Source organism: Pandoraea soli (assembly GCF_902459595.1).
In the GTDB taxonomy this organism is placed as follows: Bacteria; Pseudomonadota; Gammaproteobacteria; order Burkholderiales; family Burkholderiaceae; genus Pandoraea; species Pandoraea cepalis.
Genome location: NZ_CABPSG010000007.1, coordinates 185,241 through 198,821, shown reverse-complemented (window position 1 = coordinate 198,821; position 13,581 = coordinate 185,241). Strand labels below are relative to the sequence as shown.

Sequence of the window (13,581 nt, the reverse complement as noted above, 5' to 3'; positions counted from 1 at the left end):
CCCGTCTCCAAATCGAGACAATCCAACGCCCTCTTACCGCGCTTCGCTGTTCGTTTCGTTGGTCACTGCGGGGCAAGAACTGCCGGAGTCTTTCCCGATCAAGGACTTAAGCAACGAAGGCACGGTTATTGCGTAAGCGGCTGCCGGTCGTAAGAACTTCAGCCTGCACAACAACGTGCAGGCAAACATACCGGAGACAAAATGTCGTTTCTCATCGTGCTCGCCGCATTGGCGTTTCTGATGTTTGTTGCGTATCGCGGCTATAGCGTGATTCTTTTTGCCCCGATCGCGGCGCTGGGTGCTGTGCTGCTGATCCAGCCCGACGCCGTTGCGCCCGTCTTTTCCGGCATCTTCATGGAAAAGCTGGTCGGTTTCGTCAAGCTCTACCTGCCGGTATTCCTGCTCGGGGCCGTATTCGGCAAGGTCATCGAACTGTCCGGTTTCTCCGAGTCCATTGTTGCCGCGGCGATCAAGTACATTGGCCGCACACGGGCAAACGCCGTGATCGTCGCGGTGTGTGCGCTGCTCACCTATGGCGGCGTCTCCTTGTTCGTGGTGGTATTTGCCGTCTATCCGTTTGCCGCGGAACTCTACCGACAGAGCAATATCCCCAAGCGCCTCATGCCCGGTGCTATTGCGCTGGGGGCATTCAGCTTCACGATGGATTCGCTGCCGGGCACGCCGCAGATCCAGAACATCATCCCGACCACGTTCTTCAAGACCACGGCCTGGGCAGCGCCTGTGCTGGGGGTTGCCGGGGCAGTCTTCATCGTCGTGGTTGGCCTGAGCTACCTCGAGTGGCGTCGCCGCATTGCGGCGGCCAACGGCGAAGGCTACGGCGATTCGCTGCACAACGAGCCCGAGCGCGTCAACACCGAGAACCTGCCCAATCCCATTCTGGCCATTACGCCGTTGGTCCTGGTGGGCGTGGTCAATTACGCGCTCACGAAGGCGATTCCGCATTGGTATGGCGATCGCTTTGACGTGACCCCGGACATTCTTCCCGGTATTCATGCCCCGCTGACGATATCGATCAATGGCGTGGTGGCGATCTGGGCTGTCGAAGGCGCGCTGCTCACCGGCATTCTGCTCGTGCTGCTGACGGCCTTCGGCAAGGTGCGCCACCGCTTCGCGAACGGCACCAAAGCCGCCGTGTCCGGCGCCTTGCTCGCCACGCTCAATACGGCTTCCGAGTATGGATTCGGGGGCGTCATTGCCGCCCTGCCCGGCTTCCTCGTGGTCGCCAATGCGCTCAAGGGAATTCCCAACCCGCTCGTGAACGCGGCAGTGTCCGTCTCGACGCTCGCGGGGATTACGGGCTCGGCCTCCGGTGGCATGAGCATTGCGCTCGCTGCCATGTCCGACACGTTCATCAAGGCAGCGCAAACGATGCACATCCCGCTCGAAGTGCTGCATCGCGTGGTGGCGATGGCCAGCGGCGGCATGGACACGCTGCCGCACAACGGCGCCGTCATCACCCTGCTCGCCGTCACCGGACTGACGCACCGTGAATCGTATCGCGACATCTTTGCGGTGACGTGCATCAAGACGATGGCGGTGTTCTTCGTGATCGCGCTCTATTACACGACTGGATTGGTGTGAACGATGGATTCCATGACGACGCTGAACGGAAAAACCGCGCTTGTCACTGGCTCGACCAGCGGCATTGGCCTGGGTATCGCACGGGTACTGGCACACGCCGGCGCCAACCTCATTCTCAACGGCTTCGGCGATGTGGATGCCGCCGTCTCGACGATCGCATCGGAGGGTGCCGAGGTCATGCACCATCCGGCCGACATGCGTAGCGCCGAAGCCATCAACGCCATGTTCGCTGCGGCGCACGATCGCTTCGGTGCCGTGGACATTCTCGTCAACAATGCCGGCATTCAGCACGTGGCGCCCATCGAGACGTTCGACCTCGACAAATGGGACGACATCATCGCCATCAACCTGAGTTCGGCGTTCCACACGACCCGCCACGCGTTACCTGGCATGCGCGCTCGCAACTGGGGGCGCATCATCAACATTGCGTCGGTGCATGGCCTCGTTGGCTCCGCGGGCAAGTCGGCCTATGTGGCCGCAAAGCACGGATTGGTGGGGCTGACGAAAGTCACGGCGCTGGAAACCGCGAGGACCGGCGTGACATGCAATGCCATCTGCCCGGGATTCGTGTTGACGCCGCTGGTGCAGAAACAGATCGACGACCTGGCGCTGCGCGACGGCCTTTCTCCCGACGACGCGCGAGCTCGCCTGCTGGGGGAAAAGCAGCCGTCCGGCCAATTCGTGTCGCCCGAGGCGCTTGGCAACCTTGCCTTGATGCTCTGTTCGCCGCTGGCGTCTGAGGTACGCGGCGCCACATGGGCCGCGGATGGTGGCTGGACCGCGCAATAGGCTTGGCCGGTGGTACGGGCCCTCGCGGACCGAGAGGCGCGATGGGCCCACGTGCTGTGACGTGAGTACAAAGCACGGCGACTTCGTTTTCCTAACCCGCAGTTTTCATTGATTTGTCATCGACATCATGAACAGCAACGAAAGCCAGTTTTCCCACGTCAAGCCGGGCGACACCGCATTTGTGAGCGGCGGTCTGCGCGACTTCTTCATGTATCGCGACCTCGGCATTGCCGACGCCACCGGCGGCAAAGTCATCGCGCACCTGGTTCGCGCCAATCAGGCGCCCGAGGCGGGTACGGGGTGGCATATCCACGGTGCCGATTTCCATATCGTCTACATGCTCAAAGGCTGGGCCAAGTTCATGTATGAAGACAAGGAAACGCTCGTGGAAGCGGGCGATTGCGTGCATCAACGACCCGGCATCCGCCACTTCCTTTTCGACTATTCGCCGGATATGGAATATCTGGAAGTGGTGGGCCCGGCGGAGTTCACCAGCGTAGGCGTTGAGGGGCCGTGCGCCGTGCCCGCACCGGCGAAATGGTGACGTTCGCGACGACGCGACGACGCGGCTACACGCGGCTATGCGGCGATGGCAACCGCGAGGTGCGCTGACTCGGTAATCTTGAATGACGAGACCGCGGTTTTCAGCTTGGCCGCCTGGTCTTCGAGCGAGTGGGTGGCGGCTGCCGCCTGCTCGACCAGCGCCGCGTTCTGCTGCGTCACCTGGTCCATCTGCGTGACGGCCTGGCTGACCTGTTCGATGCCACGACTTTGCTCTTCCGACGCCCCCGCGATTTCGCCAACGATTTCCGTCACCCGCTTGATGGCGCGCTTGATCTCGTCCATCGCGGCGCTGACTTCGACGGCCTGTTGCGAGCCATCCTGAATCGTGGCGACCGACGAGGAAATCAAGTCCTTGATTTCCTTTGCCGCCGACGCCGATCGCTGGGCCAGGCTACGCACCTCACTGGCCACCACCGCGAAGCCACGTCCCTGCTCGCCGGCCCGCGCCGCTTCCACGGCGGCATTCAGCGCGAGGATATTCGTTTGGAACGCAATCCCCTCGATCACGCTCGTGATTTCGGAAATCTTGTTCGAGCTACCGTTGATTCGCTCGATGGTGGCCACCATGGTTTGCACGGCGTTGCTGCCAGTACCGGCGATGTCCGTGGCGTTCGTAGCCAGTACGTTCGCCTGGCGTGCATTGTCGGCGTTCTGCTTCACCGTCTCGGTCAGTTGCGTCATGCTGGCGGCGGTCTGCTCCAACGACGCGGCCTGTTCTTCCGTGCGCGCGGAAAGGTCGAGATTTCCGGCCGCGATTTCGCGCGTCGCAGTGGCGACCGATTCGGTCGAAACATTCACGGCGGACACAGTCGCTTCGACACGACGCATCAACTTGTCGAACGCCACGGCGGCGCGGCCGAACTCGTCCATGCGCGGACTGGATGAGCGCTTTGACAGGTCAAGGGAGACCGCGATGTCCTCGAATTTTTTGCCCATGCGGTTCAACCCACCGCATACAACGCGGTTCAGATGAACACCGCAATAGATCGCGACGGCACCGCCCATCGACGCCACGGCAATCAGACTCGTCAGCGACAAGCGGTATGACGACGCCGCGTTCGCGTCGAGGCCCCAGAGGGATGTCAGCGCCACCAGTCCGACGACCAACATCAGGGTTGCCCAGGCGCCGAAGGCAAGCATCAACTTGAATCGGATCGTGAAGACAAATCGCTGCACTTCTCTTCCTTCGTGAGTGGCGACGCGGCAGCGCCGTGAAACGTACCGCCAAGGGAGGCCGTACGACACAGGCTGATGCTTTTCGACGTGCTGTCGCGCGCGCTTGTTTTACCGGAATGCAGGGGTTCGGCCTTTAGATCAGTCCATACGGGCCTGATATTTCGAAACGCGATCAAGGCATTGACCCTTGCACTTGCTGTTTACGGCCGGGATGCAAGATCTTGCATACGCGTTTACCCGGTTCCGTCATTGAGACACTGGGCCCACCTTGTGCCAGTTCCTTGATCGACCTCAAGTCGTGCCTCGGCAAGACGCCCAGAATTGTCATGTGGGGAATTGCGCTCGCGGCCATCACATTGAACGTCGTGTCGAACCGCACACCTCGGAGGGAGTGCCGACGTGGCGAGCGCTCCGAGACGGGAGTCGAGCTTGCACGACACGTGGACGCATATGCGGGCCGGGGCGATGTGATCGTACTGGCACCGCCGCGCGGCGGCGTCGGACGGCTTATCGGGGACTTCGGGCAGACGCGCGACGCCGACGTGTGCGTGCTCCTCGCCCGCTCATATCAGGACCATCGATAATGCACCCCGCTACCACGCCCTTTCTCGCCGTGCGCGAGCTCGCGCAACGGCTCAATGACAACGATGGCGATTACGATGCGTTGCTGGAGATGGCGCGCGATCGCGAATTCGTGCTGCTTGGCGAAGCCACGCACGGCACGCACGACTTCTACCGGATGCGAGCACAGATCACCCGCCGCCTGATCGCGGAGGGGGGATTCGACGCTGTCGCCATCGAAGGCGATTGGCCGGATACCTGGCGCGTGAACTGTTTCGTGCAAGGCGAAGGCGATGCCGATGCGGAGGCCGCACTTGCGGATTTCAAGCGATTCCCTACCTGGATGTGGCGCAATCGTGAGATGCGCGACTTCATCCTATGGCTACGTGAGCACAACGCCTCGCTGTCTCCCGAAGCACGGGTCGGCGTTTATGGACTCGACCTGTACAGCATGTACCAGTCGGCGGATGCGGTGATCCGTTATCTTGAGCGGGTCGATCCCGAGCAGGCTGCCATGGCGCGCGATCGGTACGCGGCGCTCGATCACGTGCGCGAGCCTCAGGCGTATGGGTACGCCACTGCGGTCGGCGCTCGGCCGGATGCCCGCGAAGGCGTCGTCGCCCAGTTACTGCAACTGCGGGCCGACGCGCGCCTGCATCTCTTGCAGGATGGCCTCGCAGCGCTCGATGCGCAGTTCTTTGCGCAACAGAATGCTGAAGTTGTCGTCGACGCGGAGAATTACTATCGGTCGATGTTCGGGCGGCGCCTGAACACCTGGAATCTGCGTGATGCGCACATGTACCGCACGCTATCCGCCCTCGCCCGTTATCGTCTACAGCGTGGTGGACGGGGGCGGATTGTCGTCTGGGCACACAATTCGCACCTGGGCGATGCACGCGCGACGGACTCCCATTGGCGCGGCGAATGGAATCTTGGTCAACTGGTGCGAGAAGCGGCCGGTGCGAAGGCCCTGCTGGTCGGCTTCAGCACCTACACGGGGCACGTATCGGCCGCGTCTCAATGGGACGGCGACGTCGAGCACAAATGGGTGCGTCCGGCGTTGCACGACAGCTATGAATACCTGTTTCACAGCACCGGACTGGACCGGTTCTTCCTGCCGCTCAATGAGGTTGCGGCGGAGCCGCTTTGCGACGCCATGCTTGAACGGGCGATCGGCGTGATCTACCTGCCTCAGAGCGAACGTGAAAGTCACTATTTCTGGACATCACTCGCCCACCAGTTCGACGCACTGTTTCATCTGGACGAGACAAGCGCCCTGGAGCCGCTGGACGTGCCACCGATCTGGCACCGGCGTGAGGCGCCGGAGCAGGCGGCCTGAACGCAATGAGGCGATACAGAGGCACCCAATGCGCGAAGTTCAGTTGACTGGCGCGCTGTGCTCCCGGCAACCGCCACGTTCAACGTATCGGCTTCGCCGTGTCGCGCTGAGGCCGCCAGTGCAGAACGCGCCACTGTTTTCCGGATTCCAAGAGAGGTTCTCCGACGGATCGTCGCGGAACACGTCAGGGCAACGCTCAGATCGACTTGGCGATCAGACCGATCGAGACAATCATGCACACCACGGAGAACGCCTGCTTGAGATGCGAGGGATGCCATCGTGTCAGGAGTCTGCCGCCGACCAGCATGCCGACCACCGCACCTGCCGAGAACGGCAATCCGATCGTGAGATCGAAATGGCCGCCATAGATGCTGGTACCGACGCTCACCAGCGAGATCAGCGAGATCACAGCCAGCGAAGTCGCGATGACCGAGTGCATCGCCAGATCGGTAAAGCGTTGTAACGCCGGCACCATGACGAATCCGCCGCCCACACCGAGCAGACCGGAGAGCACCCCCGCCACGCCGCCCATCGCCGCGAGCCGGCTGGCGCAGCGCCGGGTCCAGACGAAGCGGCCGCTTGCGTCGCGCAAGCAAGGGCAATCGGGCTTCACCGGCGCCAGCGACTTGCCGCGGCGGGCTTCCCATAACCCTTTGAGCGCCACCCAAATCATGATTGCCGCGAACAATAGCGTCAGATAGCGGGTATTCATGTGATGCGCCAACCACGAACCCAACGGCGTAAGCACGATGCCAATGGCGGCGATGAGCATTGCCGCGCGATAACGGACGATACCGGCGCGCACGCCCATCCATGCGCCCATGGCAGACGCGATGCCCACGGCCAGAAGGCCGATCGGACCGGCCTCCGGCACGCTCAGATGCCGGCCGAACACCAGCAGCGGAATCGCGAGGATACCGCCGCCGGCGCCGGTCAGGCCCATGATGCAGCCGACGATGGCGCCCAGCAACAGACTGACAGTCATGGCAAAGAATCTCGATGGATTGTCATGGAACGAGCGCGCATCAGCCGACCATTTCCGGCTGTGCCATCCACTCATGGCCTTTGAGCATGCCTTCCCAATAGAGCGGCGGCAGAATGCGCTCCTTGAGCAGCCACGCCAGACGCGAGGGGCGCGTGCCGTCGATCAGCCAGGAAGGAAAGCTGGGCGCGAGCTTTCCACCGTACTTGAACTCGGCCAGCACGATCTTGCCGCGCTCCACCGTCAGCGGGCACGATCCGTAACCGTCGTAGCGTGCCTGCCCGCGTTTGAGACCAAGGTTGAAGAGCACGTTGTGCGCCACCACCGGCGCCTGTTTTCGCGCGGCCGCAGCAGTTTTCGCGTTGGGCGAATTACTGGCATCTCCCAGTCCGAAGATATTGCTGAAATGCTTGTGCTGCAGCGTCTCCTGATCGACATCGATCCACCCGGCGGGATCGGCCAGCGGACTGCGGCTGACGAAGTCGGGCGCCGTTTGTGGCGGCACCACGTGGATCATGTCGAACGGAACTTCGATCTTCCCGGCGTCGGCCTGGGCGGATGCCACGCTGAAGGTCGCGATCTTGCGTACGCCGTCGACGGCCGTCAGGTTGTGGCCGAAATTGAGATCGATGCCGTAAGACTTCACATACTCCATGAGGGCCGGTACGTATTCCGGCACGCCGAACAGCGCATTACCGGCCGAGAAGAACTTCACGTGCGACTGGCCGAGCACGCCGGCGCGTCGCCACGCGTCGCACGAGAGGTACATCGCTTTCTGAGGCGCGCCGGCGCATTTGATCGGCATCGGCGGTTGGGTAAACAGCGCATTGCCGCCTTTGAAGCGCTCGACCAACTCCCACGTGTAGGGCGCGAGATCGTAGCGGTAATTCGACGTCACGCCGTTGCGCCCCAGCGTATCCGTGAGCCCTTCGATACCCTCCCAGTTCAGTTTCAACCCTGGGCACACAATCAACTGCTCGTACTTCACGACCCGGCAGCCTTCGAGCAAGACCGCGTTGCGCTCCGGTTCGAAGCCTGCGACAGCCGACTTGATCCAGCGCACGCCGCGCGGAATCAGCGACCCCATGACCCTGGCGGTCTGTGCGGGCTTGAATACCCCGCGGCCCACCAGCGTCCATCCAGGCTGGTAGTAATGCACGTCGGCGGGATCGATGATGGCGATGTCGAGTCCCGGCTGGCGGGCCAGCAGACTCGACGCCACCGATATGCCGGCCGCGCCGCCGCCCACGATGACGACCCGGTGGGTCGAATCGGCGACAGCAAACGGCGTGGCAGCGTTCTGTGAGATCCGGCGCACCAGCGCGCTCAGATCGTAGCCGCACGCTTCGGCGCGCTTGAGGATTTCGCTGGTGGACAGGCGATCGGCGCGCGAGAGTCCCCACAGCGTCGTGCTTCGCATGCCACTGCGGCAATACGCAAGGATCGGCTTGGGCAACACGTCGAGCAGTTGATCGAACTGCGCGGCCTGTTCGTCGGAAACCTTGCCGGGTGTCACCGGCAAGTAGCGGATTTCCAGCCCTGCTGCCTGAGCCTGCTGCTCCACTTCGCGAAAGCTGGGTTGGTCGGCGGCTTCGCCGTCCGGCCGGTTGCAGATGATGGACTTGAAGCCGGCGGCAGCAATGTCCGGAACGTCGGCAGGCGAGACCTGCGCGCAGACGGACAATTGCGCCGTCAGTTGCTTGATATTCATGGCGTGTCTCCTCGGTGACTATAGGTGCTTCGGCGTGGGCGTTTCGGGGGCAAAGCCGCGCCGGTGCCGTCCGAGCGATGGGGTCAGCGACCCCGTGTCTTGCAACTGCTGATGCCGAACAGCGAGTAGAGCGGACAGAACCGGACCAGCCCGGTGATCACAGCAATCAGCCCCAGCCACCCCCACCAGCCGATGGTCCCGGTGGCCGCAAGCATCACCAGCACCGCGCCGGCGACGATTCGCAGCCCCCGGTCCACACCGCCCACATTGATATTCATGATGGCGCCTCGCGTTTTCAGACAGCGTTAAGGGGAATCTTCAGGTAGCGCACGCCGTTGTCTTCCGCAGGCGGCAACTGCCCCGCGCGCATGTTGACCTGGACTGACGGAAGCAGCAGCGTCGGCATGTCCAGCGTCGCGTCGCGTGTCGTGCGCATGGCCACGAACTCTTCCTCGCTGATTCCGTCACGCACGTGAACGTTGTGCTTGCGTTCATCGGCGACAGTGGTGACGAATTCCAGCTTGCGGGCGTTGGGTTGATAGTCGTGGCAGAGGTAGAGCCGCGTATGCGCCGGCAGACTGAGAACCTCGTTGATGGAGTGGAACAACGTGCGCGCATTGCCGCCGGGAAAATCGCAACGCGCCGTGCCGTAGTCGGGCATGAAGAGCGTGTCGCCCACGAAGGCGGCGATCTGGTCGCCTTCCTCGACGACGTATGTGATGCACGCGGGGGTATGCCCCGGCGTATGCATGACGCGGGCTTTCAGATCACCGATCTGGAAGTGCTCGCCGTGCGCGAACAGGTGATCGAACTGACTTCCGTCGTGCGCGAATTCGCTGCCCGCATTGAACAATTTGCCGAACACATCCTGCACCTGGCGGATATGCTCGCCAATGCCGATACGACCGCCCAGCTTCTGCTTGAGATAGGGCGCAGCCGACAAATGGTCGGCGTGAGCGTGGGTCTCCAGAATCCATTGCACCGTCGCGCCCAGCGCCTGAACCCGCTCGATAAGGTGGTCGGCGCTGTGTGTCGAGGTCCGGCCGGACTTCGGGTCGTAATCAAGCACAGTGTCGAGCAATGCGCAGTGGTTTGTGGCGCGATCCAGCACGATATAGCTGATGGTGCTGGTCGCCGGGTCGAAGTGACCCTCGATGTACAAGTTCTCCATGATCTCCTCCTCATGAATCAGTCGAATGTCCGATAACTATCAAAATTCGTGCCAACTCACGAAATTCCTTTAACTCAATGATTTGAATAATAAAAATTTTGATCTCGGATGAGGCTGAAGGATTTCTGTCGCTCGTGACAGTGCCATTTGGCAGTGGCATACTGCCAAATGGCAGTACTGGCAGTTGTTGCTGTTCCACTATCGCGAGCATCCGCTATGCAACCCGTTCCCGACGTTCTTCAGGCCTTTCAGGTCCAGGCCCTGATTTCCTATCTCGATCACGAATCCGCGCCCATGATCGTGATGAACACCGATTACGAGATCCTGGCGGCCAATACGGCCTACAAGCGCCAGTTCGCGACGGCAGGAAAGCCTTACGTCGGCCACAAGTGCTATGCGATGTCGCACCATTACGCGGTGCCCTGCGATCAGGCCGGCGAGCATTGCCCTATGCAAAGCGCGCTGATCAGCAAGGGGCCGGATCGCGTTCTCCACATCCACCACACGCCGCGGGGTCCGGAGCATGTCGACGTTGAACTCCGGCCGATCGTGGACAGCCATCATCAAGTGGTTGGATTCGTCGAACGGTTGCAAACCGTACGACACGCGTCGGTGCAAGCCAGTCGTCAGGGGCTGGTCGGCAAGTCGCCCGCGTTCAATCGCGCCCTTGGCGAACTGCAGCGGGTGGCTACTGCCGAATTGCCGGTGTTGCTGCTGGGGGAGTCTGGCAGCGGCAAGGAGTTGTTTGCGCGCGCGTTGCACGAGGCGAGCCAGCGCTCGCGCGGCCCGTTTGTGGTGGTCGACTGCTCGGGGCTGACCGAAACCCTATTCGAGAGCGAACTGTTCGGCTACGAGAAGGGGGCATTCACCGGCGCGCATACGCGCAAGGCTGGACTCGTCGAGACGGCAAAAGGCGGCACCATTTTCCTCGACGAGATCGGTGACGTACCGCTGGGGATGCAGGTCAAGCTGTTGCGGCTGATTGAGTCGGGCACCTACCGCCGGGTCGGTTCCGTCGACACGCAACAGGCGGATTTCCGTTTGGTCGCCGCCACCCACAAGCCGCTGCAAACGATGGTGGCCGAAGGCGCGTTTCGACAGGATCTCTATTACCGGATCAGCGCTTTCCCCATTCACCTGCCCGCGTTACGGGAGCGGCGCGACGATATTCCCCTGCTCGTGGAGTCGTTGCTGCAGCGAGGCGGCAAAGACCCCGATCAACGACTGCATACTTCGCCGGAGGCCATGGCGCAACTCGTTCGATACGACTGGCCAGGCAACATCCGGGAATTGCGAAACGTGCTTGAGCGCGCGCGTCTGTTTGCCGACGACGGCGTGATCAGGCCCGAGCACCTCGCACTTGACGTGGCCACAACCCGCCAGACGGAGATGCGCACGACTGGCGGCGAGGTCGATCTCGCCACGGTGGTCCGCGATTTCCAGGGCACGCGCAAGGCGTTGGCGGCCCATCTGGGGTTGAGCGAGCGCACCCTGTATCGGCGTCTGAAAGCCGAAGGATTGGCGTGACACCGGCATTGCCCGCCGGTTGCGCCGCGCGGGTGCGAATCGAACGCGACATCCGGCTTCGCGGAGAAGCGGGAAACCGGCGGCGGGAGCGGGAAGCGGCGAGGGAGTGACGCATCCGTATTTTCAACCCGCCGTACGTCGCGAGCGTTTTTGTCGGTGGCCGATACGTTTCGAGTGTCGACACATCGGCGAAGTTATTCGGAAGTTACTGAAACTCAAGGCTCGACACTGCTGCGATGATGAGCTTGGCCGAAAGACCGGCTGAACCCGCGCACATCACAGGAGGCCTTGATGAGTACTTCAGAGAATGACAACGGAAAGGGCGGTTCAGATGGAGGAGATGACGGACGCGATATCCCGAAGTCGCTGGCACGTGAAGGACACGTTGTCTGGTTCTATGAACACAGGAAATACCTCGGCTTCGAGTGGGACGAACTGGCAAGGGAAATCAAAAAGTCCCCGGTTGCCGATCCGGAGCACGCCATCTATTTCGACACCTTGGCACATGCCGTGGTCGCGTCGGACAAACTGATTAGCCCGAGTCTTATCCTCTACTCGCCGGGCAAGGGGCTGCCGCCGAAAGTGAGGGGGTAGCTGGGGCGGAGGCCCGTCTAGGTCGGCGGGCCTCCCTTCTTCATGCCTACTTTCCCGACTACGTGATTGGACGCTATCTCCGCGCGCAACTCAAATTCGGGGAGACGTCGCACCGAATCGGCAGCAGCCCGGTTTGCCTCGACCTCGGCGACAATTGGAAACGTGCGGTTGTTGGCAACCGACGGCTTGCGGGTCTGCAGGCGATCAATCTTCGCGCTGTGCTCAAGGCCCTGCCGCACCTGCCGATAATGGATTTACAGGGTATTGGAAGATCACGATGAGTCACGAAGAAAAGGATTTAGCTCCCAGCTCGCTTCAAGCCGCATTCCTGCGCCACGAGGACAGCCTGGTATCGTCCGGACACCAGCCCGGCGAGGACAACCCCGCGGTTTATCGCACGTTGCTCGAGTCAACCCGAGCGATCCCCTGGAAGATCGACTGGGCGACAATGCAGTTCACCTATATCGGCCCGCAGATTGAGGAACTGCTTGGCTACGCGCCGTCGACGTGGAGAACGGTCGAGGACTGGGCCTCGCGGATGCATCCGGAGGACCGGGACGCGGTTGTGGAATTTTGCGTCGCACAGTCGCAAGCGGGTGCCGATCATGAGGCGGACTATCGTGCGCTGACTGCGGACGGCGGGTATGTGTGGATTCGCGACGTTGTCCACGTCGTGCGCAAAGAGAACGGTGACGTTGACGCGCTGATCGGCTTCATGTTCGACATCAGTGAACGTAAGCGCACCGAGGCACGGCTCGCGGAACTCCAGCGCGAACTGGAGCGGCTCTCGTTGTCAGACAGTTTGACCGGGGTCGGCAACCGTCGCATGTTCGACACGGTCATTGCCCGCGAATGGGCGAGCGCGGCGGCATCGGGCAACCCGCTTTCGCTCGTGATGGTCGACATCGATTTCTTCAAATCGTACAACGATTATTACGGTCATCTTCAAGGCGACGAATGTCTGAAACGCCTTGCGCGCGTGCTCGAAGAGGCAGTGGGGCCGAATGCGTTCCTGGGCAGGTTTGGCGGGGAAGAATTCGTGCTCGTGCTCGCAGATACGAATGCCGATGACGCCGTGCGTGTCGCGGAGCGTTGCCGCGCGCTGATCGCGGAGGAAGCCATCGCTCACCTGCGCTCCCCGCACGGTCTGCGAGTCACAGCAAGCTTCGGGGTAGCCACCGTCGTGCCGACCGGAGACATCGATATCACCGCGTTTATCAATCTGGCTGATGCGCAGCTCTATCAGGCAAAAGACCAGGGACGCAACCGAATTGCGGCGGTGGACCGAGCACGCATCGGCGGCGAAGGATACAAGCGGCAGTCGCGCTGATCAGCTGGTTTGGGTGCGGCGATTGTTTTGGCGTGGCGTTATGTGTTTCGCCGGGCTGATCCTCGCGACTGGGCGTCGTCGGGCGTCCCTGCGGCGACCTGCACCGGGAGCGTTAGTGAGCCGTCTCAAGCGGCACATTGGCAGCGCGGAAAAAGAAGAACGGAACGAGGACCGCTGTACTCGCTCATGCCCCTCAAGCTTTCCAACCTTGCGGCACAAACGGTTAGCTCGTGGC

The 13,581-nt window shown here is 61.9% G+C and carries 12 protein-coding genes and 1 pseudogene; 8 read left to right on the top strand and 5 right to left on the bottom strand.

All coding sequences use genetic code 11. The annotated features are described in order from the left end of the window. Positions 1-201: 201 nt before the first annotated feature. The 3 genes from PSO31014_RS14520 (at position 202) to PSO31014_RS14510 (ending at position 2,935) form a co-directional block, all read left to right on the top strand. Positions 202-1,602: a GntP family permease gene (locus tag PSO31014_RS14520; RefSeq protein ID WP_017234621.1), complete on the top strand. Its 1,401-nt coding sequence runs from the start codon at positions 202-204 to the stop codon at positions 1,600-1,602. A 12-nt stretch (positions 1,603-1,614) separates the two neighbouring features. Beyond that, on the top strand, positions 1,615-2,391 hold the full coding sequence (locus PSO31014_RS14515; RefSeq protein ID WP_150552232.1) for a 3-hydroxybutyrate dehydrogenase: 777 nt from the start codon (positions 1,615-1,617) through the stop codon (positions 2,389-2,391). A gap of 127 nt (positions 2,392-2,518) precedes the next feature. Next, the gene (locus PSO31014_RS14510; protein ID WP_240756088.1) at positions 2,519-2,935 is read left to right on the top strand and encodes a cupin domain-containing protein; all 417 of its coding nucleotides are present in this window, start codon (positions 2,519-2,521) and stop codon (positions 2,933-2,935) included. 35 nt (positions 2,936-2,970) lie between these two features. On the opposite strand, the gene PSO31014_RS14505 is transcribed toward PSO31014_RS14510, so the two are convergent. After that, positions 2,971-4,131 carry a methyl-accepting chemotaxis protein gene (locus tag PSO31014_RS14505; RefSeq protein ID WP_150552231.1) on the bottom strand — a complete coding sequence of 387 codons (1,161 nt, stop codon included), beginning with the start codon at positions 4,129-4,131 and terminating at the stop codon, positions 2,971-2,973. Positions 4,132-4,714: 583 nt separating this feature from the next. Between PSO31014_RS14505 and PSO31014_RS14500 the strand changes: the two genes are divergently transcribed. After that, entirely contained in the window at positions 4,715-6,031 is a 1,317-nt protein-coding gene (locus tag PSO31014_RS14500) for an erythromycin esterase family protein (RefSeq protein WP_150552230.1), read from the top strand. Between the two features lie 196 nt (positions 6,032-6,227). Here the strand turns inward: PSO31014_RS14500 and PSO31014_RS14495 are convergent, their stop codons facing one another. The 4 genes from PSO31014_RS14495 to PSO31014_RS14480 form a co-directional block, all read right to left on the bottom strand. Further along, positions 6,228-7,016 (bottom strand): sulfite exporter TauE/SafE family protein, encoded by a 789-nt coding sequence (locus PSO31014_RS14495; RefSeq protein WP_150552229.1) that lies wholly within the window; start codon positions 7,014-7,016, stop codon positions 6,228-6,230. A 40-nt stretch (positions 7,017-7,056) separates the two neighbouring features. Then, positions 7,057-8,724 (bottom strand): bifunctional protein tyrosine phosphatase family protein/NAD(P)/FAD-dependent oxidoreductase, encoded by a 1,668-nt coding sequence (locus tag PSO31014_RS14490; RefSeq protein ID WP_150552228.1) that lies wholly within the window; start codon positions 8,722-8,724, stop codon positions 7,057-7,059. An 83-nt stretch (positions 8,725-8,807) separates the two neighbouring features. Further along, positions 8,808-9,002 carry a YgaP family membrane protein gene (locus tag PSO31014_RS14485; RefSeq protein WP_150552227.1) on the bottom strand — a complete coding sequence of 65 codons (195 nt, stop codon included), beginning with the start codon at positions 9,000-9,002 and terminating at the stop codon, positions 8,808-8,810. 17 nt (positions 9,003-9,019) lie between these two features. Further along, positions 9,020-9,895 carry an MBL fold metallo-hydrolase gene (locus tag PSO31014_RS14480; protein WP_150552226.1) on the bottom strand — a complete coding sequence of 292 codons (876 nt, stop codon included), beginning with the start codon at positions 9,893-9,895 and terminating at the stop codon, positions 9,020-9,022. Positions 9,896-10,111: 216 nt separating this feature from the next. On the opposite strand from PSO31014_RS14480, the pseudogene PSO31014_RS14475 reads away from it, so the two are divergent. The 4 genes and pseudogenes from PSO31014_RS14475 to PSO31014_RS14465 form a co-directional block, all read left to right on the top strand. Beyond that, positions 10,112-11,246 (top strand): annotated as a pseudogene (locus PSO31014_RS14475) (sigma-54 interaction domain-containing protein); the annotation flags it as partial. A gap of 38 nt (positions 11,247-11,284) precedes the next feature. Further along, positions 11,285-11,422: a helix-turn-helix domain-containing protein gene (locus PSO31014_RS23005; RefSeq protein ID WP_369751594.1), complete on the top strand. Its 138-nt coding sequence runs from the start codon at positions 11,285-11,287 to the stop codon at positions 11,420-11,422. Positions 11,423-11,713: 291 nt separating this feature from the next. Continuing rightward, positions 11,714-12,016 carry a hypothetical protein gene (locus PSO31014_RS14470; RefSeq protein WP_150552224.1) on the top strand — a complete coding sequence of 101 codons (303 nt, stop codon included), beginning with the start codon at positions 11,714-11,716 and terminating at the stop codon, positions 12,014-12,016. Between the two features lie 277 nt (positions 12,017-12,293). Beyond that, the gene (locus PSO31014_RS14465) at positions 12,294-13,346 is read left to right on the top strand and encodes a GGDEF domain-containing protein (protein WP_150552306.1); all 1,053 of its coding nucleotides are present in this window, start codon (positions 12,294-12,296) and stop codon (positions 13,344-13,346) included. The last annotated feature ends 235 nt before the right edge of the window (positions 13,347-13,581 follow it).